The following is a 23419-nucleotide window of genomic DNA, read 5'->3' on the forward strand; positions in this document are numbered from 1 at the left end:
GGCAATTTTCACGTGCTCATTTCACAATAAAGCGCCGATTCAGTGGTGGGGGTAAGAATGACCTCACCGTTGGCGTCGCGAGTGACCGCGAAAACCTGCCCATAGTTATCGGGCCCCAACGCCCAGAAGGTGTGACAGTTCGACTCCCGCAAGGCAATTACCTTTTTGAGTGCATTTCGCTCAGCAGGCTTGAAGTCATTGAGGGCCTCTTTCGTTATGCCTCGATGCGTCTTCATCAGGCTAACCATGGCGTCAACAGCCTTTCTGGTTGGCTTGACCTCACATACCACCAATTCAGTTCGCTGGTCTGCCTGGTAACCAACAAAGTCGAAAGCATAGGTCGCAGATTGCGCACCCAATCGCTCCGCAGGCCAACCGAAGGTACGCTGCATTCGCCACAACCCGGCAATGGTAATGACAGGCTCCAACCACAACGTGAGCCGGCGCGGCGAGACGCTGCTGGCCCCTTCCCAGAACAGATACTCCTTGGCTCTGCTGCAAGGTGCCCGGAAGGCACCTTGCTCGTGAACAACCAAACCGTGATCAACCGCATCCATGAAGTCTCGGGCATCGGCTTCGCTGAGTTTATCCATCGACTCCTGGACAAAGCCACCTTGCGCATAACCTCGTTGGGTGCAGTATGGCTCCAGCCACTCGCTGTATACGCGGCGTTTGAATTCATCCAGTGCTGGCATGGTATCTCTTCTTTGAGGTTGATGATGTCAGGACGCAGGGGGTTGGGAAAATACCTTGTCTACACAACGGTCGCCGATCTATAAATCAGTATCGGTTCAAGAGCGCTGTGGCCCATGATCGTAACTCCGGGGACGTTTCTTTTTCTCCATCTTTTTTGGGCAAAAGAAGGGAGACGGCCAAGCTCACGTAATCTCTTTTGATTTGCTGCTCTTGTAAACTGCGCTGCACCGAAAAACCAACAACCGCAAGCACTACCGGAATGGCTAGCATCGAAACGATTTGAGTTACCACCAGCAATCGAGACAGTCTTTGGTCAACGGATGAAGTCATTTTCCCTGCTTGGCCCTGGGCAACGAGAACCGTGCCCTCCTACGACCTCGGCCCAGCGCATGGGCTGGGCTTGGGCGTAGCTGGACGATTTCCTGAGAAAACTTTATCGACCTTTTTTCTCAAGCTTGGCTTTGATGGACTGCGTGGCCGTATTTATTTCATGATTTAAATCATCGTACTGACGATCAGAGATAATGTCGAAATCAAGTAATGCTTGCAAATACCCCCAAGCAGTTGAACTCGCCTCATCAACTAGATCTGTGTAAAGGCATGCTCCAATTTGTCTGATCTTCTCACGAACCTTTTCTTCAGCATTAGGCATTGAGTTTTCCCTATCGAGCCTGGGCGCGGAAATCGCTCCCCCTTTTACGGTCTTAGTCCAGCTCAAGGGCTGGGCTTAGGATGCACCGAAACGACCTAGTGCGGGATTTTCCTAGCTCAAGACAAGGCGTCTCAATAGCTCACCAAGATCCTGCCATGGGTAGCTATATGCCGAATTCGGGCAGTGTGGCCGATGCTCAACTGGATCACCCTCATTACTTGGCCATTGAGGGGCAAGACAGCCTCTACATCTAACCTCTTCCCACTCATCTGCCAGCGACCATTCCAGCGGGATACCATCACATCGGTGACTACAGCGGCGTGCATGCCGATGCTCAGCAGCCGATTAATTTCGTCCAAGTCATCTTTGTTCATATCGCTCCTTTCAATCCCTGCGTGCCAAGCACATTTTCCTAACTCTTTGCATTATTGATCGAACATGTCACTAGCAGGCCGAGTACGTAACCGACACCATACAAGCCTGCAATAACAGGCAAACAGGCCAGCAGGTAAAGTCCAGGCCAAGTGAGTCCCGTGAAATGTTCAAGTACCCCCATCGAATGCAGGGCCGCCATTTGAAGCGCCACTGGGATCTGGAGCCAAACGTATTGGGACTTATAATCATCGCTACACAGGCCAATCACTATGCAGATGACCGTGGGGACAACATACAGTAAGGCTAAGCAGGCACCTGCGCGGCTTAATTGCATGGTCTTTACTCGGTCATTGGGCTCGGGCATCTGCCATGTAGCTGTCACGCATGAGCCGCGAGTGCTGCACCATGCCCCATTGATTGATCCTGCGAGCACGTTCCAGCTCGCGACCGTAATAGCGGGCCAGCTTGACGCACCCTTGCCTTGAAATACCGATCATGATGTCGTTTTCCTACAAAGAAACGCGTATCCAACTCTTTCGAGCTTGGTACTCAGTGAACGGATGACTATGGACCCCATCAGGGATTACTGAACTGAAGCTCGGCAGGTCAAAATCAGGATCATGCAAAACCACACCAAAAACTTCATGACGTTCAGCTACTACCCAATGCCAGTTACGATTGGCCGAACCAAGGGAGCTGCTTACCGCTACGATTCCGAGGTCGTCCATAGCATCCCAGCTCGACCAACGCCTTAGCTCCGAATTGATGCCCATATGCTCCAGGCAACGACGTAGTTGGGAAAAGTTGGTGGCGAAAGGGCGTTTTTTAGCCTCTAGTCCGTGTTCAGTAAACACGCTTCGCGCATGCGCGTAGGGCTTCGCCGCGATCATTGCCGCGCACGCGACTCCGCACCCAAAGCGATCACGCTGCATTACCTTTTTGATACGGCAACTCGACTCCCATGTACTCATTGCGACGCTTTCCTTGATCTGAACTATGCGTACTCGCCGCGCAGCAGCCCGTCAGCGTCATGGCTGCTAGCCCCGTCGCCACCGTTGAAGTTGCCGTCGAGGTCAGCCAGGATCAGATCGCCACTGCCGCCATCGCAAAACCGCAACTGTCCGCCTACCCATGCCAAAGACTTGTACGCCCAGCGACTGCGCCTGCTTGGCATAGCGCGAAAGACCGCGTGCGATCCTGGCCACTTCGGCCGGGTCGAGGCCAGCGGCCTGGCATTCTTTTCTGTTGACCACCATCGGGGTGTTTTCCTACCTGGCCGGATCGGCTGTCAGCAACTGGTTCAGCTTCGAAGAGATGGCCAGGCGTTCGGCAGGATCAATACGGTAGCGAACATCAATGTCGGCCAGCACTAGCTGATCCTCGGCTTTCATTTGGGCAGTCACTGGCGCGTCATTCACCAACGATCCAGTCTGCATTCGCGATGCCCAAAACTGCCCGGAGAACGGGGCCACCACAGCAAAGCCGAGCGCAATGCCAACGATTACACCACCAGTTGCGATTGTTTCTCTACGCTTGCTCATGATCACTTGCTCCGCTGCCGCTTCTACGGCCTCGGCCCCGGTTTTTAGGCCGGGGCTTGGGTGTATCTGGTGCGGATACCTATGCGGCGAGCAATGGAATCGGCCAAGGTATCAGCGCACAGTAGCATTGTGCCCAACCTGGTTGCAGTGGTCATCGGTTCAGCTCCTTGCAGTTTAGAGTCAGCGGCCGGGGCCTCGATGTTGATGGGGAGGGGTTCAGGATTTCACGCCAACGTCCTTAGCATCCTGCTCCCAGGGCAGCGGCTGACCGGAAAGCACGCGCACCATGCATTGGGCGGCCCAGGCCCTGGCACTGTGCTCGAGGTGGTTCTTGGCCAGCTTCATCACCTGGGCTTCCAGCTCCTTGAGGTCCAGTTCAGGCCGCTGCGCGACGATCCTCGACAGCGCCCTGCGCACGTCTTCGGCCTGCGCCTCGCGCATCGCTTTTGCCTCCGGAGAATTGATGCTCGGGATCATGGGGGGTTTTCCTTGATCAATGTCTGTACTGAAAATTGCTGCGGCTAGTCACGCCAAACCGCATACATCAGGCTGACGGCAAATAAGTACACCAGAGTTTCTTGTCATGTGCGTTCCTACCCGGCTTCCAATACACCTCGCCAGAAAGCTCGTTAGGCACTTTGTAAACAATCTTCGTGTTGAGTTTTATGAGAGGGTTCAGTGAACGTAAACGGATTCCGTAGCCTTCGTTCATGATGGTTTCCGTGGTGTCAAACTTGAAATCCTTACCGTCCTTGCTGATGAACAAGCTGCCTTCCAGCGGTATCCGTCCTTCATTATCGATGTTCTTGAAGGTCGCATTCACAGTAAGGTAGCGCGCATCAGGGTCGGGCTTTAGTCTCGAGTAGCGATTGCCAGTGTCAATGGATTTGCTGATTGTGCAGCCATTCACTGTGACATCGAAATAGCCGACCTGCCCGTGCATGACTGCCTGCTTGGATTGCAACCCCTTGAGGTAGCTTGTGGCATACATGTTGTACGCATTGGTCGCGGTGCTTCCGATAGCCGCTATCCGGCATTCAACGACGTTGTAGGCATCCTTAAGAAGCTTGTGGTCCTTGAGAGCCTCGCCTAAAGCAGCATTAGCTGCATCGAAATCAGCTTCAACCATGTGGCTAAAGGACTCCTGCTTGGCTAGCTGTTTAATTTTCAGCACGTCAGCGTTAAATTCCTTACCTTTTCGTTCATCGTAGTATTCGCCAAGAATAGTCTCGGCTCCCACGGCGAAACCCAAGATTTCGGTTGTCATCAGGCTCTTCTGGATAGAGAACGTTAAATCTCTCTCTTCAGGCTTGAGATTAGAGCCATCAAGCTGCACAGTGTCGCAGTCCGGTAGATCCCTTTTTTTGATTTCTTTCTTGGCAGTCGCGGCAGAAGCGAGGCATGGTGTTGCAAGAGCAATCATTAGAACAAAGACACAGTGGCTGCGGTGCATTTCAAATTCCCTTTCCCTGCTTGATCCTGGTACTGGCTAAGCCCGCGCAGTGGCGGGCTTGGCGTTGCAGCGATTTGCCCTACTCAATCAGCACTTGAATGCGGGCAAGTACATCGTCCATCACCACCTCGGGAACAGACTCCACGCGCTTGGTGCCTCGGGCCTCAAGGTCAACGGTGCGGATCTGATTACACAGCACAACACCTTGCGTCTCGGTGCCTGAACCGCTCAGTGGCACGGCAAACCCGGCATAGCGGGCAAAGTCGCCGCCTTGGGTGATGAGCGCGATCAGGACCAAGCCTGAAACATTGAAGGCCGCAGGCGAAATGATCAGCGCCGGACGAAAGTCGCCCTGCTGCTCACGGCCAGCGGTAGGGTTCAAATTTAGGCGAACAATGTCGCCCCGATTGAATTTGGTCCGTTTCACACTTCACGCCCAACTGCTGGCATTGAGTTCCACGCGGCCAATTCGGCAGGCTCCGAAGCATTCAAATCGCACTGCGCCATCAGATCGGCCAGCTGGTAACGTGGCTTAACCTTCGCGGGCTTGAGCGTCATGGCTTCAGCAGCAGCATCGACATTGAGCAGCAGCACGTCACCGCTGGCCAGACTCATTTGCTTGAGCACGATAGCCGGCAGGCGGATGGCCGCACTGTTGCCCCATTGCTGAATTTTGACTTCCATAAGTACCTCCTGAACGTTTCAACATTGTAGATAGGCGATATGTCGGACTCAAGCGCTTTGTATAAACATAGTATCTACAATGCCAGCTCAAAAGCGCGCCGTAGAGTGGCTTGGTCCACTGACAGGTACGGCTTCGAGTGGTCCAGCTCAGAATGCCCAAGAATCATTTGCACCGTCTCGACATCACCAGTCGCGGCCAGCACCTTTGCCGCAAGTGAGCGTCTGCCGCTGTGCGACGATCCCTGTTTGATACCGGCCTGCCGGTAGAGCCTGCTGATGGTTTGCTGGAGCGAGTCGCAAGCCCTGTACACCTCTGGCCCGCTCTCCAGCTCGCGATGCTTGAACGCTAGTTCAAAGGCCTGCCCTTTGTGCGTCATGACCAACTTTGAACCTGGGCGCAGGCCTCGATACATATCATCCCCGGAGAGGCCCCAGCGGCGCCGCAAGCGAATGTCGATCCAATCATCCAGGGCAGCAAGGCATCGAGCATGGGTCAGGTACACATTGCGTGGTCGGCAGCCCTTGGTTATGTCTGCTCGCAAATACACCTCAGGTTTGATAGCACCGCTTGGGTACAGCACATCGGCCACCTCCAGCAAGGCCAATTCGGTGACGTGAATACCGGTTGTGTGAGTGAGCCAGAGCAACATCACATCGCGCTCTGGTAATCGGCCAGTAACGGATGCAACGCGAATCAGGTGCTTGAATTGTCCAGGGCGTAGCGAAGTGGCACGGCGGGGAGTCATACGGGTTCTCTGTCAGGATTGGTGATGAATCGAAAACGATCCTGAGAGAGTTGGCAGCGGGCCTCCTGCACAGCTTACAGGCCCGCGTGCCGTGGTGTTCACGGAAAATGTCGTGAAAGCTCAGCCCAGTCAAAACATCTAGCACAACTGCTGACAGAAGCCTTGAAATCAGCGGCGTGCGGCCATTTTCGCCATATTCACGCTCGGTAGCATCTCGCCTCTGTTAGCTCGAATACGCGATGAAGTGGGCGAGTCAGTCTGCGGCCCAGCCCCACCGACAAAATAACCCCCACCCCCAAAACCAGTTTCCCTACAGCAATCACCCCATCTCCCGCGCTCCACTGTATCCGTCACTCAAAAACGGACGCCGCCCCATGGCCACCTTACGCAATCCACTCGCCTTCATCATCTCGATGCTGCTCAGCCTCACGCTTCACGCCGATACGCTCGTCATCACGGACAGCAACCATCCCACCCAACCAACCCCAGACTCAAAAATCATCCTTATCGACCAACCCTCAACTCTGGAGTCCAGCCTCTCAACCAACCTCCCTTCTGACCCACACCAAGCCCAAACCATAGCCCAGCAACGCCTAACCCCTGAGCTAACTGCGAAGATCACCCAAGCCCACCAAGAAGTTGTCACTGCCTGGAGCCTGGGCATCACCAAGATCCCTGCCGTTGTGGTCGATCAGAAATACGTCGTCTACGGCGAACCCGACGTGCAACGCGCGCTGGCTCTGATTGCCAGGCATCGCGAGCAGGTGCCTCAGCCATGAGCCTGCAGAGCCTGCATCACCTTGCAAAGCGTGCCCTACCCCTGCTGCTCTTTGCCTCTGCGCCTGCCTGGGCGCTGACGACGGCCGCCATCGTGCCGACGGTCATGTCGCCCACGTGCATGGACTACCGGGTCGTCGGTGTTTGCTACTGGCTGTTCTGCACCAACTTCGGCTGCCAGGTGAAGACCTCAGCCAAGGTCGGGCACTACGTGCCGGATGCGGTGGTGTCGAGCTATTCCACTACTGGCCAGAACCCGTGGCTGGAGGTGCGCAGCCTCAGCGCGCCGACTGCGGGTGCGCACAGCGGTGGGGCTGGTATCAACAGCGAAGCGCATGAAAACAACATGGCGGTGTTCAAGAACGTCGACGTGATCGGCCATCCGGGCGGTGAGGCGTTCAGCTCGTTTGCCAGCGGCTCGGGCTACGTGTGTGCCGGCGCCGGCAGAGCCTATGTGCCGAGCATGCTCAGCACACTGGATACCCTGGCCTGGCGGCATGGCATTCCCGAGAGCGTGTTCCCCCAGTCACTGACGCCGGGCCTGCGTGAGGTGGGTAATCGGCTGACCGCGACGATGTGGGGCAGCGTGTATCCGCGCAGCGGCTTTCTGCACCAGGTGGATGACTACAAGGCTTCGGCGGTGACTGCGCAGCGTGCCGGGGACGTGGTTACGCGCATGGGCCAGGTGCATGTGTACCAGCCGCTGCTGGCCATGCCCTCCCCCGGCTACTGGCCGGCCGGCGAGTTGCGTGAAGGCGAGATCCGCACCGGTAAGTGGCAGCAATTGTCGCCGGTTACCAGCCCGAGTTGCTCGGCGTTTCCAGAAGTCATGCCTGGCTTGCGGATGCAGTCCCAAGACGGCGGTTACGCCTGGGCGCTGTGGCGTCCCTACAGCTGTTGCAAACGTGAAGGCCAGACCTTCCTGGGCAGCACTGGCGTTTATTGACCCTATTTCCAGAGGTTTCATATGAGCAGAACACTTTCATTCTGGCGCTGCGCCAGCCTGCTGCTATGCCTGCATGCCGTGCAGGCACAGGCAGACCCTATCAATGTCGAAGCGGCAGGTTCAGTGATCGGCGATGACGTGCTGTACCGCATTGGCGGCGGCAACGCGGTGTCGATGGGCACCGTCGGCACCATGCAGAGTCTTGGCGTGGGGGTTGGCTGGAACAGCAACCTGATGTGCGGAAAGATGGACCTTTCGACCACCCTGCAGAACCAGTTGAACGGGGTCACCGACGGCTTCAACAACATCATGAGCAGTGTGATTCAGGGCGCCACTGGTGCTGTGGCTTCGCTGCCGGCGCTGATCATCCAGCGCGCCGACCCGGCCTTGTACAACCTGCTGACCAATGGCGTGCTGCAGGCGCGTCTGGACTTCGATCGGGCCAAGACCAGTTGCCAGGCTATGGCGGCGAAGATGATGGACATTGGCGGCAACCAGACCGGCTGGAGCGCTTTGGCCGGTGGCCAGGCATTGAAGGAAGCGGTCAGCCAGAGCCCGGACGCCATCTCGGCCACCAAGACCGCAGAGGCCGACAAGGGTAATACCGGCGTGCCGTGGATCGGCGGTACCAAAGCCGGTGGCCAAGGCCAGCAGCCGATCAAGGTTATCGGCGAAGTGACCAAGGCCGGCTACAACCTGTTGAGCCAGCGCAGCCCTACCGACAACGCACCGATCAGTACCAGTACCTGCAACGGAGGTATGGTCTGCAGCACCTGGAAAAGCCCCGAAGAAGCCGCTCAGTTCGCCAACCGGGTGTTGGGTGAGGTCGAGCAACAGACTTGTGAAACCTGCACCAAGACCACCTCGACGGCTGGCGTGGGCCTGACACCGCTGATTCAGGAGGAGTACGACGCCAAGCTCAAGCAGCTCAAGAAGTTGATCCAGGGCAGCAAACCGCTCACCGCCGAGAACCTGGCCGAAGCCAGCAGTAATTCGCTGCCTATCACCCGTGCGGTGATCAACGCCCTGCGCGACGAGCCTGATCAGGAACTGCTGGCCCAGCGCCTGGCTTCCGAGGTGGCGGTCTCCAGCGTGCTGGAAAAAGCCCTGCTGTTGCAGCGCACCCTGCTCGCCGGCAACAAGGAACCCAATGTCTCGGCCAACGACCTGGCCACATCGGCGATCAACAGCGAGACCCAGAGCCTGAAGCTGGAGATCGACAACCTCAAAACCGAGGTGGAACTGCGCCGCACCCTGGCGAGCAATTCACCGATGGCAATCATCACGCGCCATAAAGAGCGCAAGGAAAACTCCCGCAGCATCTACGAAGGCGAGACCGAGCTTAATCGCCTGGATGACGCACAGAGTGCCTCCGGGCAGCGAGGTGACCTGTGAGGATCTTCAGTCGCATCAAACGCTCCACCCTCTGGCGAGCCATCGGCCTGTCTATTGGCACTCTAGCCATCGCCACCTTCATCAATCTGTTTGGCATCCACCTGCTGGGCGGCCTGGCGCAGTGGGAACAGTGGCTGCATGAAAGCTACTGGTACTTCTTCGCTTGGCGGGTGCTGCTGTATGCCGCGCTGGTTTGGGGCTGGCTCTGGGCACGGCCGCGGATTCTGCGTCGTGAGGCAACCACCTCTGCGCAACTGCGCCGCGCCGAACTGACCCTGGCAGCCGCCGTGCTGCTGATGGAATTCACCCGTGCCCTCCCGCACCTGAGCTAGGAAGCTGCTATGACACTCTACGCCAATGACTATCTGGAATATTACCTGACCCTGGTGGGCTGGCTGATCCACAACGGCCTGTGGAACGTGATGATGGACGCCGGCCTGTTGGCCCTGCCCTTCGCCGCCATCATCCTGCAGGAATGGCTCAAGGCTCGCGGTGAAGGCGCCGACGAAGGCAACAAGGGCATACTCTCGACCACACGTATCGAGAACCGCATGTTCGTGGCCTCGGCGGTGATCCTGTTCGCCGGCATGCCGATCATGAACCTCAGCCTGAGCACCCTGAAGTTCGACGACACACGGGCGCAGCAATGCCAGGTGCAGATTGCCCAGCCACAAGACACGCGCTGGGGCACGACCTTCACCACCCTCAACGACCAGAGCGCCAAAGTGCCGGTGTGGTGGTTCCTGGTACATGGCCTGTCCAAAGCGGTGACCGGCGCAGCAGTGGCCTCGATCCCCTGCGGTACCGACCTGCGCCAGATGCGTATGGAAGTCAGCACCACACGAATCAAAAACCCGCTGCTCGCCCAGGAAGTCGCCGACTTCACCAACGACTGCTACGCCTACTCCCGGGCCAGACTGTTCATGAAGCGCCCGCCACTGGACGCGAAACTGATGAACGACATCAACTGGATCGGTTCCAGCTACTTCCAGAACCAGCCGGGCTACTACGACACCGACTACTCACGCAGCCCACGGACGCAGTGGCCGTACGACCCGGTACGGGATGCCGGGCTGGCACAGGTCAAGAACGGCGGTGGCTACCCCACCTGCAACCAGTGGTGGTCGGATGCCAACAAAGGATTACGCGCGCGCCTGCTGGAGCAGATCAAACCTGATCTGACCGAACGCTTCGTTAGCTGGGCCACGTTCATGAGCCCGCAGGAAGTGGGTGATGCGCTGATTCGGGAGATATCCTCGCCCCGGGCGCAGCGGTTGACTCAGGGGCAGGTGTATACCGATTACGGGGGTCAGGTGGGTGGGTCCATGTTTAATGATATGAGCCGGGTGACAGGTGCTATCGGATTGGGGGCCGGATCGATGGTTTACTTTCCTGGCATGGACGTGGTTCGCCAAGCGCTGCCGATGGTAATGGCATTGTTAAAAATGGCCTTGATCATCTGCATACCGTTAGTCTTACTGATGGGGACATTTGACCTCAAGTCCGCAATTACCATGTCAATCGTACAATTCGCACTGATCTTCGTGGACTTTTGGTTCCAGCTAGCCCGCTGGCTGGATACGACAATCCTCGACGCCCTTTACGGCGCGGGCTCACCTCATGGCACCTTGAACCCGTTACTGGGGATGAACAATACCCAGCAAGACATGCTTCTGAATTACGTCATGGGGGGAATGTTCATCATACTGCCAGGCTTCTGGATTACCGCGCTGACTTGGGCGGGGATCAAAGCAGGAAGCGCCCTTGAAGGTCTGCAAGACGGCACTGGAGCTGCCAACCAGCAGGGCAGCAAAGGTAAAGATGTGATCACCAAAAAAGCACGTTGAAGCTAGCGTCCTTGGCAGCCATCGCAAGCCTGCCAAGGACAAAGGCTCATTCATCATGATAGGCGGGGTTATTAATATTCTTGTTACTGTATGGATCCGGGAACAGGTTACTTTTTTGATCGAAATCTGGCTCTTGAATCTCAACATGCGAGCGCCCCTCTAGCACGCCCTTTATCCCGAGAAATATAAAAACTCCCCATGCAAGCCAATAGGACAAATAGATCAAAGCAGCGACGATCAGCATCCTCACTATCAGCACCGCTGACCTACAGATAAGTTTTGGCAGTCCTCGAAGCATCAACCACTGGGATGCGGCTGATTCAGCTTTACGGTAGTTGCTAAAACTGGTCCCAGCCAGATACCCGATCCGCCAACACCCCTTGCGCTTGCTCATGTCCAAATCTCCTTCTTCCCTGGAGACACCAGCAGACCACAAGGCAAGCAAGGCTTGATGCCAGCACCTTCCGAGAATCACGCGAGAGATTTCGGAAAAACCGGGCACCTGGTAAACAGCATGCCTTCGCAACAGCAGTAAAGACGCGCCACGTCGATGCCGTCCCCGTGTCAGCTCAAACGAACCAATAAACCTTCTTGACGCCCACTAACCTACCCTACCATGATGAATTGCTGAACGCTGACTTGGTCAGCAACCTCCCCGCAGCCAAGGACCTTTTAGCTGCAAGCACCTGGTGCTGGTCCAGCCCAAGATCGCATAGCTTCTGGTAGCGCGATCAACCGATCGTGTCGACCGGTAGAAGCACCTCAAACCAACCCAGCGGGGAAATTACTTTCCCGACCGGGACGGTGTTTCTCTGCTTTTCATCCTGCAGGAGAAACACCATGACTGATTATTCGATGGTCATTCTGAAACGTGCCCGACAAACCCTCGGTCTCGGCGAACCTTTCACAACGCTCGAAGAGCTGGTCGATCAACTGTTTATCAACGCAGGCGACCGCGCCCAGACGGAAGAAATACGACATTCCAAGTTCTGCGAAAGCGTGTGGAGCCATCTGGGTGAGGAAGACAGCACCGAGAGTGTGCGACTTGCCTACGCATATGCCCGGGCAACCTACGGCTATCTGTCCCAAGATGAATTGGATCAGGCGACAGCCGACGACTGGGAAGAAGGCATCTGCTCACACGGACTCACGTCCTGGACCTGTCCTTGCGGCTGTTTCGAGTACTGACTTCAAGTCGATTTGCAAACGACGTTAATGGTGGTCGTTAAGGCTGTTGACCGCCTGCTGCGTCCTGACCAAGCCCTCTACGGAGGGCTTCTTTTTGCCTGGAGAAAAGTGATTCCACTGGAATCAAAAAACGACGCCAGACCTCAGGCAATGCAAGAGCTTCCTTGGATGATATCAAAGTGATATTTTTAAATTCACACACATCGCGCGTTGGTGAACATATGGAAATTGGTGATAAAACAGCAGCAGGGTCCGCAATCGCCACAGGTGCGGCTGCTGGTATAGCAAATGCGGCAATGGTTTATGGTGGAGCTATCGCGGTAGCAAATGGCGCAGGGCTGACGGGCGCTGCCGCAACAAGCTCCGCGTTAGCTGCTCTGGGAGGCGGTGCAATTGCTGCCGGTGGTGGAGGTATGGCTGCTGGAGTTATGGCTGTGGCCACCGCAGCTGCATGGCCGGCTGCTGCAGTAGCGGTAGCGGGATATGGCGGCTATCGGCTGTACAAGTGGCTGAAGTGAACCGGTGACAGCATACCTCACGTAAATATCTCCAAGCCAACGACAAGGGATCTTGAGGTCGTTAACGCTGGGCGTGAACAGTGAAGTGCGCTTACAAAACCTAAAAACTGAATTCTTAATGCTGGCTTCGACCTCGTTGCACAAGTTAATTTACTCGGGAACTAATGATGGCATACAGAGACGATACGGATCTTGAGTTTTTATCCAAGGTAGATTCAGAGTCACTGAATGATTTGGTGTATTGCCTTGTTCATGACAAAGATGGTAGTCCTCGACTGACAGAAGAGCTATCTACAAATGAAACATATAAAGCACACCACCCAGACCACAACAAGTACTGGAAGCTGATTGCTGCCGAAATTCAGTGCTTTGGGGGGAATTCCATTGCAACAATTTTTCGGGGCGGCAAAGGCGTACTCTATAAAGAAGTACTCCAAGACGTGTGTGACAAATTAAAAGTCAACTACAACAGCAACTCTAGCGTAGAGAAAATTGAGCAGAACATGCTTATGAAAATTCTCACCGACGCTGTGGAGAAAATGTCCCCAGAAGAGTTAAAAGAGCTAGCTGATGCTGTGGGTGTGAAAAACGTTAATCTGCTCACCTCTGAGGCCTTGCTGGGAGTTTTCCAGGCTGTCTTCAAGGCCGGTGGTTTTAAGTCCTATCAACTGACATTGATTATTGTGAACGCTATTCTCAAAGCACTGATCGGACGCGGGCTAAGCTTAGCTGGTAACGCCGCTTTAGCTCGGACAATGGCAGTATTGACAGGCCCGATCGGCTGGGTAATTACCGGTGCTTGGACTGCAATCGATATCGCAAGTCCTGCATTCAGGGTCACTATTCCTGCTGTCATCCAAGTAGCAGCACTTCGCCAAAAGTACCTGTACGAAAAGCAAGCCGCTGAGATAGAGTTCAGCTGAGCCAGTAGCCTTTTAATAACGCCCCCTACCGTTGCCGCTGACTGAAAAGAGCAATGAATATCTTAGAGACTTTTTGGCATCTGAGAAAAAAGAAGATATTAGGCTAAATCTGAACGCAACTTTTGCCCATATAAAAACTATACTGCTTGATGACTTTTTAACTCCACCGAAATAAAAAACGGCGCCCTCCCACAAGGAAGGGCGCCGCTAAGTCAAGCAACCAAAGCCACCGGCTGCGACACCGCCAACCGCTTCAGCCTCTCACCAACCATCACCGCCAACGCCTCAAACGCCACAAAGATCACCGACTGCCCCAAAATCTCATGAGCCGTGGTGTCAGAGACACCCTGAACCAGCTCAACCGGGATGGTCTTGACCCTTGCATGCTCGGCCACGGTCAGTAACCGGCTCAGGCCAGGATCGGTCGGGTGCTGAATGAATGGCTCGGTCGAGCGTGCCTTGGCATACCCTCGTCCGATGCATCCGCACCCAGGCGCTTGCGCGGTGAGTAACTGTCGACGAAAGCCCTTGCCGCTGGCCATGTCGCGCTGTTCCTTGAGTTGCAGGTAGTCATATGGCTTCCAGCTCTGGTGGTCGGGCGCTACGTGGTCCAGCACTTCGGCCAGGGTCGCTTCCTTGATGCGCAGTGGCAGCAGGTCTTGCTGCTCAAGTGAGTCGAACACACCCTCTGTGTAGGCCACGACTGCCATCCGTGAACGGTTTTCCAGTGCACCAAAGGTGTTGCCGTCGAGCATGCACTCGAACAGCCGGTACCCCAGCGCGCCCAGTAACGAGCGGATGACCATCATGGAGGTGCTGGCCAGGTAGTCAGGAACATTTTCCAAAATGGCCATGGCCGGGTTGCAGTAGCGCACGAAGTCCAGAAAGTCGACGAACAATGCGCCGGCCGTGGGGTGGTCTTCTGTTGCGAGCAGTTTGTTTTTCGCCTTGCCAGACCTCGACGCTCCCGTGCAGGGAATGCCTGCGATGACCAGGTCGCACAGGGGTATATCGTCGCCACGCCTGATATCGCGGATGTCCGAGCAAATAGCGAATGAGTCCTCCCGCCAGAGCATCGGATTGTTGCGCAGGCTGGCGTCCAGGTACGGTTCTTCGAGCTCGATGCCGATACGTGTGTAGCAGTCGATACCCTGCCTGGCCAGGCCGGTGTGAATCGCCCGGTCGAGTACGCCGCCACCATGAAACAGACTGCACACGGCCAGTGGCTCACCCGCCTGCAGTTTGTACCGCAGTCGGGACAGGCGCTCAGTCACCCGCTCGTCCCGGTCAATGGCCGTAACGGCAATGCGACCGAGCCGAATCACGACCCGGACTTTTTCAGCGGTGGTGAATAACTGGCGCAGCAGTTCGCTACGGATCTCCAGTAGCGGCGTGATGATGCCGTGGCGCTCTCGTTTCGAGACGGTAACCATGCGCGCAGAGTCGGCGCTGCTATCCAGTGGGACCAGTTCGAGACGGGCGCGCTGCTCGGCGACTTGCAGTGAATATCGGGCACCGATCTTGATGCCGGCCTTGAGCAGCTTGTGGCCTTCCAGCCAGATGCGTGCAACGCCGCGGGACTCACCTATTTTAGAGGTGATCAGGGTCGTGAAGGTTTTCATGGTGCTCTCCAGAACGGGAAGCACCCCCGATGGGAGTAGTTCCCATGGGGTAGAAGTGAGTTCAGATGCAACCATCGGCAGGTATTGAGCCGATCGTCCGCGCTGCCGGTTACTGGGCGGACTTTGGGGTGTGGATCGACGCAGGTGACTGCGCTGTAGCCTGAGATCCAGCTACCGGGGTGCTGACAAGGTCAGCCGTTTTGCAGCACCAGGTTGCTCAACGAAAGAGAGGCTGTCAACGGATGGCCGAAGTGAAATCGGCGGGAATTGAACCAGTGCACAACGCGGATCAATTGCGCTTTGGTAGTGAGTCTTTAACTCTGGACTTGGGTTTCTTGGCCTCCCTCGCTGTCTTGAACGCCTCCCAGACGTCCTGTTTCCACAGCATCACTGACGCAATGTTCTCTTGAGCCAGCATGATTACGCTGTATTCACCATTCGCATAGTCGGTGGTCATTTCCACCTGCAGCGTGTCCTTGTCACGGTACCCGCTGAGAAACGGCACCAACAGAAAATGCTGATCGACACCTTGTGCCTCGGTGACTTGCCCGAAGCTGATCACGCTGCCTACGTAAACCTTTCGATCCTGCATGGTGAACAGGTATTTGTTCTGCGGGTGCCGGATGGACGTCAGTAACAAATCAAGTCGCGGGTTGCTGGCCACGAAGTGTGTCAGCAGCAGCATATCCAGTTCGGCACGAGTGCCGAGGTTGTAGGTACGTTTCAAGCGCCACTCGGCGAAGCTCGCCCAAAACTTTGGAACCACCAGGCACAGCACTGCGGCCTGAACCAGAAAGGCACCAATATCGGCGTTATGGACGGATGAGAGCTGGTGGTCGACCAACCAGGCTTCGAGGGATGAAAGGTAATCCAGACTGACCGGATAGCCGCCATTGCAACCCGGTACGGTGAAAGACACGTAACGAAGCAAACCAAGCAGCAGGCTCAGAACTGAGGCGATCAAAAAACAGATGATGCCTTCACGGGCGACCAACAGATAAAGCAGTTGGCCTTCATAACGGTGAAAGCTGAGGGCTAGGCGAGGATGTTTGAGGCAGATCCAGTAACCGCTAACCAGAAAAGGCAGGAGTAAAAGTATTCCCATTTATGCACTCAGTAGACGGCGTGCTTCCTTGCGCTCCTTGATGAACTCTTCTGTTACAACTTCGGACGGTGAGATAGAGACCCGGCCATCGACCACGCTCAAAGTCTTGAGCTTCTTGATCGACTCGGAGATCTCACGATCCTTTTCGCTCATATGCTCGCCGGGCTTGCCGAAAAGCAGATTCAGAATATTCATGCAGGCTTCTCTATCGATGTGCCATGTGTACGAACCGCTTCAGATGCGGCCTGTATAGCATACCCCCCACCCCGAGAACAATTTTGCCCGCTCTCCGGTACAAGATTCGCAACACAGGTCACACCTGAACAGCGATAGACCGTGCCACCGCTTCAGCAGCCGCAGCCTGACCCGACTCAAGCTCCACCAGATCCTTGGCCACCGCCCTCTTCGCCTCCAGCATCGCCCAGAGCTGCTGATCAATGGTGTCTTCCAGCATCGGAATTTTCACCACCACCAACCGCAATTGCCCGTTGCGGTAGGCACGGTCTTCGGCCTGGTCTTGCAGTGCCGGCGTCCACGGCAGGCTGGCGAAGATCACGTAGTTGGCGGCGGTCAGGTTGTTGCCGGTACCGGCGGCCGAGGTGGTGCCGATGAATACTCGGGTATCTGCTTCGTTCTGAAATCGGTCGATGACTTTCTGCCGTTTGGTAAATGAGTCACTGCCGATCAGGGTCACCGCGTCGATGCCCAGCCGTTGGCATTTATCGCGCAGGGTAAACACGCTGTCCTTGAACTCGCAGAAGATGATGACCTTGTCTTCGATGTCCAGCTCCTGGACCATCTGCAGCACGCTGGCCAGCTTGAAGCGCTCCAGCAGGATGCGCAGTTTGCCGATACGCGCCAAGGCGGATTCGCTGCCGTTGTAGATCGCGTCGTACTGCTCACGTTGTTCGGCACTCATCGCCAGTGACAGGGTTTGCCGTTGCTTGCCTTTGAGCTGGGTCAGGACATCCTTGCGACGGCGCAGCATCCAGTCCGAGAGCTGGGCGCGCAATGCCTGTCTGAATTCGGTACTGCCGGTGAATTGCTTACAGAACGCCTTCAAAGGCATTTGCCCGATCGCATGGCCAGAAAGGCGCAGCAGGGTGTGCAGCTCGATCTCGCGGTTCAACACAGGTGTACCGGTCAGCAGGTAACGGTTCGGGACCTGAGCGGCAATGTCGAAGGCATGGCGGGTCCAGAGCGCGGTGGGCTCCTTGAGCCGATGGGCTTCGTCGATCACCAGCACGGCAAACTGCCCCGCCGTCTGCAGGTACTCGCCCAGCCGCTCGTAGTTGACCAGTACCCATTGTGCCTCGCTGTCGAAGCGTTGCCGGGCGATGCGGGCCTGCGGGTTGACCGCCAGAATCTCCCGCTCCCAGTTGATGATAAGGCTGAGCAAGCAGACCACCATGATCGGGCGACCGGCTGCCTGAACCTCGGCCGCGACCACCGCCTGACGGGTTTTGCCCAAGCCCATGTCATCAGCCAGCAACGCGCTGTTGCGCAGCAGCAGATGCCTGACCCCGGCGTGCTGATAGTCATAGAGTGAATACCCCTGCAACGCCTCGGCAATGCGGGCATCGGTCCACGGGGTACGCTCGATACTCGAGACGCTGGCGAGAAACAGATCCTTGGCGCCCTCGCCCTCCTCGCGCGCAGGATCGGCCTCCGGAAACTCACCGCCAATCCGAATACCGTCACTGCTGCGAACCGAGCTCAGTGAACCGTCGCTGTGCAGCTCCTGAACCGTGTTGAGCACTTCAATTTGCTCATCGGCAAAACCCAGTTCCTCGATGAGGTTGAGCTTGACCACTTCGGCGCTACTCGCCAGCTTCCAGGCGCGCATCTGCGACAGGTAGATGCCGCCCATGCGTTTGTAAACAGCGACCACGCCCGGATGGTAATCACCGCTGGCCAACACTCCGCCTTCGAGTAACGGCGCCAGACGCAGGTGCATGCCCCATGTGAACGCAGCGGAATCCCGCTGGGCGCGCGCCGCATCGAGTTTGGCGATAAAACTCGCGGCAGTCTCCCGCAGATCGATCGCTGCCAACGCCTTGAGTTCGGTAAACAGGCTTTCGGGGTCGTGATGGAGGTGATGTTTGGGAATCCGCCAGGCCCGATACAGCGGGTGCTCACTGCGGCGAATGTAAAAGCCCTGGCGGGCCAGCAACACCTTGTTGCCGCCCTCCAGGTAAGTGAGCAGCAGTCCGTAATCGTAACCGTCATACACCGCCGCTTTGAGCAGGCTGGGTACGGAGCGCTTCAGAAGTGTGCTCATTCGCGAGTCACCGCGAACCGGCCGCGCGAGGTGATTCCAGTGGATTCACCTCCACGACAGTGCGGCCTGATTCCACTGGAATCACCTGCCAACATCCACTTCATGCTGAAACCGCAGCATGACGCGCATGAAGCCTCGTTTCCCGAAAGCTTCATGCAGAGGGCGATTTTTATGCCAACCTCAGACATCAGGCTCGGCAGCGGCTTGATCAGGCGCACTGAGCATCACGGCGTCGACGCGGTGCGGCAGAATGCCGATGCGCGTGGCCTGAACCTTCATGGCGCAGTTCTCTACACCATCATCGCCCTCCCAGCGATCCATGATCATCTTGCCCTGCACCAATACCCGCAGCCCCTTGGCGTAAAGCCGCGAGTAACGCTCGGCGTCTTTGTGCCACAGCTCGACATTGGCCCAGAAACCGCCCCGGTCTTCATACTCACCGTTGTCCCGTGGGATCGAGTTGTCGAAGTACACATTGAGCCGCACCAGCCGACGCGGCTCCTTGTTGCCGTTGGCGAACTCCTTGAATTCGGGTTTGCTGCCAATGTTGCCTTCACCCCAGAAATGCGTGGCCATGTCAGGCCTCCTTGTGTGGTTTGCGGTTGATCGAGTGGATTCGTTGGCGGTAGACGCTTTCGGCCTGGCCCATCTTCTCGGCGCAGGCGCTGGCCTGCCGGCCCAGCGTGCTGAGCAGGCTGATCTGCATGTTGAGGGTGATACGCTGCTGCTCCAGGGCGAACAGGTCATCGAGCATGTGAACCGGCGTGCGTGCGTCTTCGAGCAACTGCTCCCAGAGCGCAACGCCCATCTGCCGACGATCGACCCGGGTCCAGCGCAAGAACACGGTGCCGGCACTGGTGGACTGTCGGGTCAGCCGAATCGGCAACAAGGTGAACGGATAACGCTCGGCCTGCCCCAGCACTTCATGAGTCGCCAACTGAATCAGTTGCTCCATGAGTTGCCGGCACGACAGCGCAAAATGGACCAGTTCCCCCTTACCTTTAAAAGGCTTTAAAAGCCCTTTGTGGAAGGCAGCGTGTTGCAGCTCGGCGAAGGCACTCTGTTGCAGCGCCCGGAAGGCAGGCTGTTTTGCTGCAGCACGACCAAGCAGATGTTCTGCGCCAGGCGATAGCGGATGCACCATGCTCAACCCTCTCCGGTATCCGGGGATTCGTCGAGGTCGGCTGCATCAGCAGGTTCGTCATCGCCTGCATCAGCGTGCCCAAGAACGGACCCGCCGCGCGGACGCACGATCGGCGGCGCGAACTCAGCCCGCAGCGTACCGTCGAGAATGTCCTGCGGCAGTTCTCCAAACTTCTCCCGTGCTTCACGAGCACGGGCATTGTTGGCCGCAAAGTCATCACGGCTGGCGCCGGAAAACTTGTAAGGCTGCACCAGCGCAAAAAGACTGCGCAGCACATGTGCACCTTCGTTGAGCCAGCGCTCCATGTCCCGCCGGCCAATCATCGCCGTGTGATGAGCCAGCAGTAGACGCCTGGCCAAGTCGTCGTACTGGGTCAGTAAATAAACCGCCATGAAGCCATGCTGCGAACTGATAAACAGTGGCAACGTAACCGGCTGCACATTGAGGTTATCGCCAATGCTCAACGCCACCGGCACATGGGCCATGACCTGATCCAGATGCTCCTGGACTTCACCCAGGATCAACTTCGAGCTGGCCAACTTTTCTTCAACCCTAATCAGCCACAGGTCCGAGTAAGGATCATCCTGCTCGGCACCGCGCTTGATCTTGTTGAGAATGCCGACAAAGCCACTCAGACCGATGATGCCGTTCTTGTCTTCAGTGGCAGACCGCCCATGCCAGATACGGGCAGCGTGATGGGTATGGAGCGTGAGCTTCATGGCGCTGCGTAACGCGCCCAGGTTGAGCTGAATGGAATCTGACACGGTAGGCCTCGTGATTGACTGGGAAAGCAGCCAGTCTTGCGAGGTCCGGGAAGGGGGTCAGTGGAAAAACTGGTTTGGGGGGTGGGGGTTTGTGGTTGGGGTGATTCCAGTGGAATCACCTTGAGTTGGCGCGGCGAAAAGCGTGATTGACGTTCAGTTCATCGCTAGGACTACAATCATGGCTACATGCTGCATGAGCAGTCAGCTCAATTGACAGCTTCAATGTATCGACTCAGTGAATCCTCGAAGTACTCCGCGGACACGCCACATACTCATCAAGCGAGGAAACACTTGGGATTGCTCAGCGCCACAGCACACCACCACCGCATCGCCGAAAGTCCCAGCACTTTCGAAAACTCGTAATTCTTCACTGATGGCTATCCCTAACCGCTTAAGGTACGCATCTTTGTGACCGTTTTTACTGGCAACAAAAGCTACAAGCTCGCCTTGTAGGCTTTGCAAGTCGCTGGACTTGACAAAGCTGTGGGGTTCCAAGAAAACCCAGTCTTGGTGACGTATAAGCGGGTAGCCACTATTATCGACAACTCTGGCGACAGCGAGAGGCGAATCCAAGATTGCGCTGCAACCAAGAGCTTGAGCCTCATCCCTACCGACCGCAGTAATCGAGTCGTAGAGGACCCCAACGATCGGCATGAGGCGGACTTTATTTCTACGCAGCACCAAAGCAGGTGCAACTCTCTCACTTACTGACTGCTCGCAGGCAAGCATAAGCTTGCCGACATCCAACTTGTCCGAATGATATCTACGAGCAAATATCTTGCCGTTGTACAACGCTACGACCGGTTCGCCGCACCTGGCTGTACGATCGAGAGAAACGATCACTATTTGTCCTTTACGGGCAAACGCCCCCAAGGAATCACCTTGGATTACGTAAAGAGCGATATCGCCCAGACTCTCTAGAGAAAGGCTAGCTGCAGGCACTGTTGACGAAGCTACGTGGGCCTGGGTCTGGGCACTGAAGTCACCATGGCTTGGATATTGCATGTGAGCAGTGATCAGCGCGGACGGCGCAGGTGGGGACTCCCCGAAGAACATGTCTTCATCGTCACGAGTCAGTCTGCCCATGAATCGCGCATACGCTGCGGAGCAACTGCGGATCAATCGATCCACCTCCAAGAAGCCTTCTTCGACCACTCCGGCATCGTAAGGTGTGATCTTCCTCAGATCATGATGCGCTTGGTTGATTGCTGTATAGAAGTGAGTCCCCGATTTCAAGAAACTACAGCTCAAGAGTTTTTCAAAAGGGGGATCTTGGAACGGCGGTTCACCTGCGTTGCGTGCCCCAGCAATGTGACCAACTAGATCTGCAAGAGTCGGCTTGTAGATTAACATCGGATCAGCTGCGAGTAAGTCCCAAAGGCGATTCTCGATGTGTAGCCGAACTCGCTCTACAAATTGCTGACTAATAACAACATCATTAGAAGACTCGACCCATGCTTTTTGACGCTCCTTGACCTCGTCGATCGTTGGGGTAAGTGCAAGCGTCGATCTGGACGAAGAGAGAGGGCTGATCTGAAGCATAGTCCATGATGGGTGCGCAGAAGAGCTTCTTGGCAGTTTGTCTTTAACCGCTGTAATGAACCGATTGTCGTTTGAGGTAATTAGAATCGCCATACCTGCGGCCACTAATGCTGGAACCGCAGCCGCGACATTTTCAGTGTTGATTGGATCAAAGAAAGTTTGAGGATCGTCCAGCTGAAGGATTTCCAATGCCCCCGCCCGCGCACGGATACGTTCCCAAAGGCTGAATACGAATGCCCACACACAGGCTCTCAAGTGTGAAGAGTTCATGATTTGATGGGCCTGAACGCGCACGACACCGAGCCCTGCGTAAATTCCTATTCCTTGAGCGCGAGAAGGGTCGAGTCCAACGTAACGAGGCCCACCGTTGTAGTGGGGTCGGTATATCAGATTGAGCCAATCAGTCGTCCGTGCTTCTAACGTGTGTATGAGACCTTGAACTTGGTGCTCGACCAACTGAGGCAGTCGTGTGAGCATGTGAACAGCTATTGCAGCGCGCTTGATAAGTCTCAGTCTTTGGCTCGCGACTACCCAGCGGCCACGAGCTGCTTCGATTACGTCAATCTGGCGTGTCAGGCTTATAAGAGGTTCCGCGGCATTAATGGTTTGCATAAGCACGAGCACCTGATGCCTTAGCGGCAGCATGTCTACAACGATCGCTTCGTCGATATTTTCACTTCGTGAAAATGACCAACCTCCTAGATAGCTACTTAGTAATGGCCGCATCAGACCGTCCATAGCATTGCGTTGAGCGCTTAAAGCCAAAGCATGCTGCAAATTATCAAATCGGCTAGCAAGGCGTCCCCCAACAAAATCCTTGGGCAATGCGACTTGGTCTGGGAGTTCCAGTTTTAAAGGGGGGAGAGTCTCTGTAAGAGTATTCCATAGATTACGCGCATTCGATTGAAGGGGACGTAGGTCAGCTGTGAAACAGCTGTCTTTGAGAGCCTCTATTACATATGCAGATTGGCAGAGATCAAGAATGTTCCTCCGATCTTTGTAATCAACAAAAAATTTCAAGCTATCCGGGAGAGACTCATTTAACTCACTCGCAACAGCTTGTTGCCACTCAGCTAGTGTAGTGTTTCACAAGTACCAATGAAAATATGGTCTATGCTCATTTGAAACCCACTCGTGAGAGCTGAGCATTTATATGGGCCGACCAGCGACTGTCATTGTCTTGTCTGAAGCCGAAAAAGCCGAGCTTCTACGCCGCGTTA

General features: G+C 55.9%; 30 protein-coding genes. 8 read left to right on the forward strand and 22 right to left on the reverse strand.

The window, feature by feature from the left end:
• Positions 1 to 8 precede the first annotated feature (8 nt).
• The 13 genes from NJC38_RS17170 to NJC38_RS17225 all read right to left on the reverse strand — a co-directional run bounded on the left by NJC38_RS17170 (position 9) and on the right by NJC38_RS17225 (position 6147).
• Positions 9 to 695: a hypothetical protein gene (locus NJC38_RS17170; RefSeq protein WP_253116073.1), complete on the reverse strand. Its 687-nt coding sequence runs from the start codon at positions 693 to 695 to the stop codon at positions 9 to 11.
• Positions 696 to 780: 85 nt separating this feature from the next.
• Positions 781 to 1026, reverse strand: coding sequence for a hypothetical protein (locus NJC38_RS17175; RefSeq protein ID WP_253116075.1), 246 nt, complete (start codon positions 1024 to 1026; stop codon positions 781 to 783).
• A gap of 103 nt (positions 1027 to 1129) precedes the next feature.
• Entirely contained in the window at positions 1130 to 1348 is a 219-nt protein-coding gene (locus tag NJC38_RS17180; protein ID WP_253116077.1) for a hypothetical protein, read from the reverse strand.
• Between the two features lie 131 nt (positions 1349 to 1479).
• Positions 1480 to 1722, reverse strand: coding sequence for a hypothetical protein (locus tag NJC38_RS17185; protein ID WP_253116079.1), 243 nt, complete (start codon positions 1720 to 1722; stop codon positions 1480 to 1482).
• A 348-nt stretch (positions 1723 to 2070) separates the two neighbouring features.
• Positions 2071 to 2220, reverse strand: coding sequence for a hypothetical protein (locus NJC38_RS17190; RefSeq protein WP_253116081.1), 150 nt, complete (start codon positions 2218 to 2220; stop codon positions 2071 to 2073).
• Positions 2221 to 2232: 12 nt separating this feature from the next.
• Positions 2233 to 2694, reverse strand: a complete 462-nt coding sequence (locus NJC38_RS17195) for a cysteine peptidase family C39 domain-containing protein (RefSeq protein WP_253116084.1) — start codon at positions 2692 to 2694, stop codon at positions 2233 to 2235.
• Positions 2695 to 2717: 23 nt separating this feature from the next.
• Complete coding sequence (locus NJC38_RS29060) at positions 2718 to 2840, reverse strand: hypothetical protein (RefSeq protein ID WP_290447286.1); 123 nt, start codon at positions 2838 to 2840, stop codon at positions 2718 to 2720.
• 151 nt (positions 2841 to 2991) lie between these two features.
• A complete protein-coding gene (locus NJC38_RS17200; RefSeq protein ID WP_253116086.1) occupies positions 2992 to 3264 on the reverse strand; it encodes a hypothetical protein in 273 nt (90 codons plus the stop codon).
• A 216-nt stretch (positions 3265 to 3480) separates the two neighbouring features.
• Entirely contained in the window at positions 3481 to 3741 is a 261-nt protein-coding gene (locus NJC38_RS17205) for a hypothetical protein (RefSeq protein ID WP_253116088.1), read from the reverse strand.
• A gap of 67 nt (positions 3742 to 3808) precedes the next feature.
• Positions 3809 to 4717: a DUF4352 domain-containing protein gene (locus NJC38_RS17210; protein WP_253116091.1), complete on the reverse strand. Its 909-nt coding sequence runs from the start codon at positions 4715 to 4717 to the stop codon at positions 3809 to 3811.
• A 79-nt stretch (positions 4718 to 4796) separates the two neighbouring features.
• Positions 4797 to 5144: a type II toxin-antitoxin system ChpB family toxin gene (locus tag NJC38_RS17215; protein WP_253116093.1), complete on the reverse strand. Its 348-nt coding sequence runs from the start codon at positions 5142 to 5144 to the stop codon at positions 4797 to 4799.
• Complete coding sequence (locus tag NJC38_RS17220; RefSeq protein WP_253116095.1) at positions 5141 to 5401, reverse strand: AbrB/MazE/SpoVT family DNA-binding domain-containing protein; 261 nt, start codon at positions 5399 to 5401, stop codon at positions 5141 to 5143. The genes NJC38_RS17215 and NJC38_RS17220 overlap by 4 nt, the downstream gene beginning before the upstream one ends.
• A gap of 74 nt (positions 5402 to 5475) precedes the next feature.
• A complete protein-coding gene (locus tag NJC38_RS17225) occupies positions 5476 to 6147 on the reverse strand; it encodes a site-specific integrase (protein WP_253116097.1) in 672 nt (223 codons plus the stop codon).
• Between the two features lie 374 nt (positions 6148 to 6521).
• Here NJC38_RS17225 and NJC38_RS17230 point away from each other — a divergent pair, with 374 nt between their 5' ends.
• From NJC38_RS17230 to NJC38_RS17250, 5 genes are read left to right on the forward strand one after another with little or no spacing between them, the layout of a single operon-like run.
• The gene (locus NJC38_RS17230; RefSeq protein ID WP_253116099.1) at positions 6522 to 6926 is read left to right on the forward strand and encodes a TIGR03757 family integrating conjugative element protein; all 405 of its coding nucleotides are present in this window, start codon (positions 6522 to 6524) and stop codon (positions 6924 to 6926) included.
• The gene (locus tag NJC38_RS17235) at positions 6923 to 7870 is read left to right on the forward strand and encodes a TIGR03756 family integrating conjugative element protein (protein ID WP_253116101.1); all 948 of its coding nucleotides are present in this window, start codon (positions 6923 to 6925) and stop codon (positions 7868 to 7870) included. Before NJC38_RS17230 ends, NJC38_RS17235 begins: the two co-directional genes overlap by 4 nt.
• 21 nt (positions 7871 to 7891) lie before the next feature.
• Positions 7892 to 9265: an integrating conjugative element protein gene (locus NJC38_RS17240; RefSeq protein WP_253116103.1), complete on the forward strand. Its 1374-nt coding sequence runs from the start codon at positions 7892 to 7894 to the stop codon at positions 9263 to 9265.
• Entirely contained in the window at positions 9262 to 9597 is a 336-nt protein-coding gene (locus NJC38_RS17245) for a hypothetical protein (RefSeq protein WP_253116105.1), read from the forward strand. Before NJC38_RS17240 ends, NJC38_RS17245 begins: the two co-directional genes overlap by 4 nt.
• Positions 9598 to 9606: 9 nt before the next feature.
• The gene (locus NJC38_RS17250; RefSeq protein ID WP_253116107.1) at positions 9607 to 11112 is read left to right on the forward strand and encodes a conjugal transfer protein TraG N-terminal domain-containing protein; all 1506 of its coding nucleotides are present in this window, start codon (positions 9607 to 9609) and stop codon (positions 11110 to 11112) included.
• 46 nt (positions 11113 to 11158) lie between these two features.
• Here the strand turns inward: NJC38_RS17250 and NJC38_RS17255 are convergent, their stop codons facing one another.
• Complete coding sequence (locus tag NJC38_RS17255; protein ID WP_253116110.1) at positions 11159 to 11506, reverse strand: DUF3742 family protein; 348 nt, start codon at positions 11504 to 11506, stop codon at positions 11159 to 11161.
• Between the two features lie 446 nt (positions 11507 to 11952).
• On the opposite strand from NJC38_RS17255, the gene NJC38_RS17260 reads away from it, so the two are divergent.
• The 3 genes from NJC38_RS17260 to NJC38_RS17270 all read left to right on the forward strand — a co-directional run bounded on the left by NJC38_RS17260 (position 11953) and on the right by NJC38_RS17270 (position 13741).
• The gene (locus NJC38_RS17260) at positions 11953 to 12300 is read left to right on the forward strand and encodes a hypothetical protein (RefSeq protein ID WP_253116111.1); all 348 of its coding nucleotides are present in this window, start codon (positions 11953 to 11955) and stop codon (positions 12298 to 12300) included.
• A 164-nt stretch (positions 12301 to 12464) separates the two neighbouring features.
• Positions 12465 to 12818: a hypothetical protein gene (locus tag NJC38_RS17265; protein WP_253116113.1), complete on the forward strand. Its 354-nt coding sequence runs from the start codon at positions 12465 to 12467 to the stop codon at positions 12816 to 12818.
• Positions 12819 to 12985: 167 nt separating this feature from the next.
• Positions 12986 to 13741 (forward strand): DUF3944 domain-containing protein, encoded by a 756-nt coding sequence (locus NJC38_RS17270; protein WP_253116115.1) that lies wholly within the window; start codon positions 12986 to 12988, stop codon positions 13739 to 13741.
• A 212-nt stretch (positions 13742 to 13953) separates the two neighbouring features.
• Here NJC38_RS17270 and NJC38_RS17275 read toward each other — a convergent pair whose 3' ends face one another.
• The 8 genes from NJC38_RS17275 to NJC38_RS17310 form a co-directional block, all read right to left on the reverse strand.
• Positions 13954 to 15363 (reverse strand): DNA cytosine methyltransferase, encoded by a 1410-nt coding sequence (locus tag NJC38_RS17275; RefSeq protein WP_253116117.1) that lies wholly within the window; start codon positions 15361 to 15363, stop codon positions 13954 to 13956.
• Between the two features lie 289 nt (positions 15364 to 15652).
• Entirely contained in the window at positions 15653 to 16468 is an 816-nt protein-coding gene (locus NJC38_RS17280; protein ID WP_253116119.1) for a hypothetical protein, read from the reverse strand.
• Positions 16469 to 16663, reverse strand: a complete 195-nt coding sequence (locus NJC38_RS17285; protein WP_253116121.1) for a hypothetical protein — start codon at positions 16661 to 16663, stop codon at positions 16469 to 16471.
• A gap of 118 nt (positions 16664 to 16781) precedes the next feature.
• Complete coding sequence (locus tag NJC38_RS17290; protein WP_253116123.1) at positions 16782 to 18749, reverse strand: DEAD/DEAH box helicase; 1968 nt, start codon at positions 18747 to 18749, stop codon at positions 16782 to 16784.
• Positions 18750 to 18929: 180 nt separating this feature from the next.
• Complete coding sequence (locus NJC38_RS17295) at positions 18930 to 19325, reverse strand: single-stranded DNA-binding protein (RefSeq protein WP_253116125.1); 396 nt, start codon at positions 19323 to 19325, stop codon at positions 18930 to 18932.
• Position 19326: 1 nt separating this feature from the next.
• Positions 19327 to 19893, reverse strand: coding sequence for a DUF3158 family protein (locus NJC38_RS17300; RefSeq protein ID WP_253116127.1), 567 nt, complete (start codon positions 19891 to 19893; stop codon positions 19327 to 19329).
• 2 nt (positions 19894 to 19895) lie between these two features.
• Positions 19896 to 20657: a PFL_4669 family integrating conjugative element protein gene (locus NJC38_RS17305; protein WP_366856093.1), complete on the reverse strand. Its 762-nt coding sequence runs from the start codon at positions 20655 to 20657 to the stop codon at positions 19896 to 19898.
• 219 nt (positions 20658 to 20876) lie between these two features.
• Positions 20877 to 23024 carry a hypothetical protein gene (locus NJC38_RS17310; RefSeq protein WP_253116129.1) on the reverse strand — a complete coding sequence of 716 codons (2148 nt, stop codon included), beginning with the start codon at positions 23022 to 23024 and terminating at the stop codon, positions 20877 to 20879.
• Positions 23025 to 23419 lie beyond the last annotated feature (395 nt).

The organism is Pseudomonas sp. 21LCFQ010, from assembly GCF_024129905.1.
Lineage (GTDB): Bacteria > Pseudomonadota > Gammaproteobacteria > Pseudomonadales > Pseudomonadaceae > Aquipseudomonas.

Excerpts from the sequence above, each read along its gene's own strand:
- NJC38_RS17170 (WP_253116073.1), bottom strand. The coding sequence starts at position 695 with ATGCCAGCACTGGATGAATTCAAACGCCGCGTATACAGCGAGTGGCTG.
- NJC38_RS17175 (WP_253116075.1), bottom strand. The coding sequence starts at position 1,026 with ATGACTTCATCCGTTGACCAAAGACTGTCTCGATTGCTGGTGGTAACT.
- NJC38_RS17180 (WP_253116077.1), bottom strand. The coding sequence starts at position 1,348 with ATGCCTAATGCTGAAGAAAAGGTTCGTGAGAAGATCAGACAAATTGGA.
- NJC38_RS17185 (WP_253116079.1), bottom strand. The coding sequence starts at position 1,722 with ATGAACAAAGATGACTTGGACGAAATTAATCGGCTGCTGAGCATCGGC.
- NJC38_RS17190 (WP_253116081.1), bottom strand. The coding sequence starts at position 2,220 with ATGATCGGTATTTCAAGGCAAGGGTGCGTCAAGCTGGCCCGCTATTAC.
- NJC38_RS17195 (WP_253116084.1), bottom strand. The coding sequence starts at position 2,694 with ATGAGTACATGGGAGTCGAGTTGCCGTATCAAAAAGGTAATGCAGCGT.
- NJC38_RS17200 (WP_253116086.1), bottom strand. The coding sequence starts at position 3,264 with ATGAGCAAGCGTAGAGAAACAATCGCAACTGGTGGTGTAATCGTTGGC.
- NJC38_RS17205 (WP_253116088.1), bottom strand. The coding sequence starts at position 3,741 with ATGATCCCGAGCATCAATTCTCCGGAGGCAAAAGCGATGCGCGAGGCG.
- NJC38_RS17210 (WP_253116091.1), bottom strand. The coding sequence starts at position 4,717 with ATGCACCGCAGCCACTGTGTCTTTGTTCTAATGATTGCTCTTGCAACA.
- NJC38_RS17220 (WP_253116095.1), bottom strand. The coding sequence starts at position 5,401 with ATGGAAGTCAAAATTCAGCAATGGGGCAACAGTGCGGCCATCCGCCTG.
- NJC38_RS17225 (WP_253116097.1), bottom strand. The coding sequence starts at position 6,147 with ATGACTCCCCGCCGTGCCACTTCGCTACGCCCTGGACAATTCAAGCAC.
- NJC38_RS17230 (WP_253116099.1), top strand. The coding sequence starts at position 6,522 with ATGGCCACCTTACGCAATCCACTCGCCTTCATCATCTCGATGCTGCTC.
- NJC38_RS17235 (WP_253116101.1), top strand. The coding sequence starts at position 6,923 with ATGAGCCTGCAGAGCCTGCATCACCTTGCAAAGCGTGCCCTACCCCTG.
- NJC38_RS17240 (WP_253116103.1), top strand. The coding sequence starts at position 7,892 with ATGAGCAGAACACTTTCATTCTGGCGCTGCGCCAGCCTGCTGCTATGC.
- NJC38_RS17250 (WP_253116107.1), top strand. The coding sequence starts at position 9,607 with ATGACACTCTACGCCAATGACTATCTGGAATATTACCTGACCCTGGTG.
- NJC38_RS17255 (WP_253116110.1), bottom strand. The coding sequence starts at position 11,506 with ATGAGCAAGCGCAAGGGGTGTTGGCGGATCGGGTATCTGGCTGGGACC.
- NJC38_RS17260 (WP_253116111.1), top strand. The coding sequence starts at position 11,953 with ATGACTGATTATTCGATGGTCATTCTGAAACGTGCCCGACAAACCCTC.
- NJC38_RS17270 (WP_253116115.1), top strand. The coding sequence starts at position 12,986 with ATGGCATACAGAGACGATACGGATCTTGAGTTTTTATCCAAGGTAGAT.
- NJC38_RS17275 (WP_253116117.1), bottom strand. The coding sequence starts at position 15,363 with ATGAAAACCTTCACGACCCTGATCACCTCTAAAATAGGTGAGTCCCGC.
- NJC38_RS17280 (WP_253116119.1), bottom strand. The coding sequence starts at position 16,468 with ATGGGAATACTTTTACTCCTGCCTTTTCTGGTTAGCGGTTACTGGATC.
- NJC38_RS17285 (WP_253116121.1), bottom strand. The coding sequence starts at position 16,663 with ATGAATATTCTGAATCTGCTTTTCGGCAAGCCCGGCGAGCATATGAGC.
- NJC38_RS17290 (WP_253116123.1), bottom strand. The coding sequence starts at position 18,749 with ATGAGCACACTTCTGAAGCGCTCCGTACCCAGCCTGCTCAAAGCGGCG.
- NJC38_RS17295 (WP_253116125.1), bottom strand. The coding sequence starts at position 19,325 with ATGGCCACGCATTTCTGGGGTGAAGGCAACATTGGCAGCAAACCCGAA.
- NJC38_RS17300 (WP_253116127.1), bottom strand. The coding sequence starts at position 19,893 with ATGGTGCATCCGCTATCGCCTGGCGCAGAACATCTGCTTGGTCGTGCT.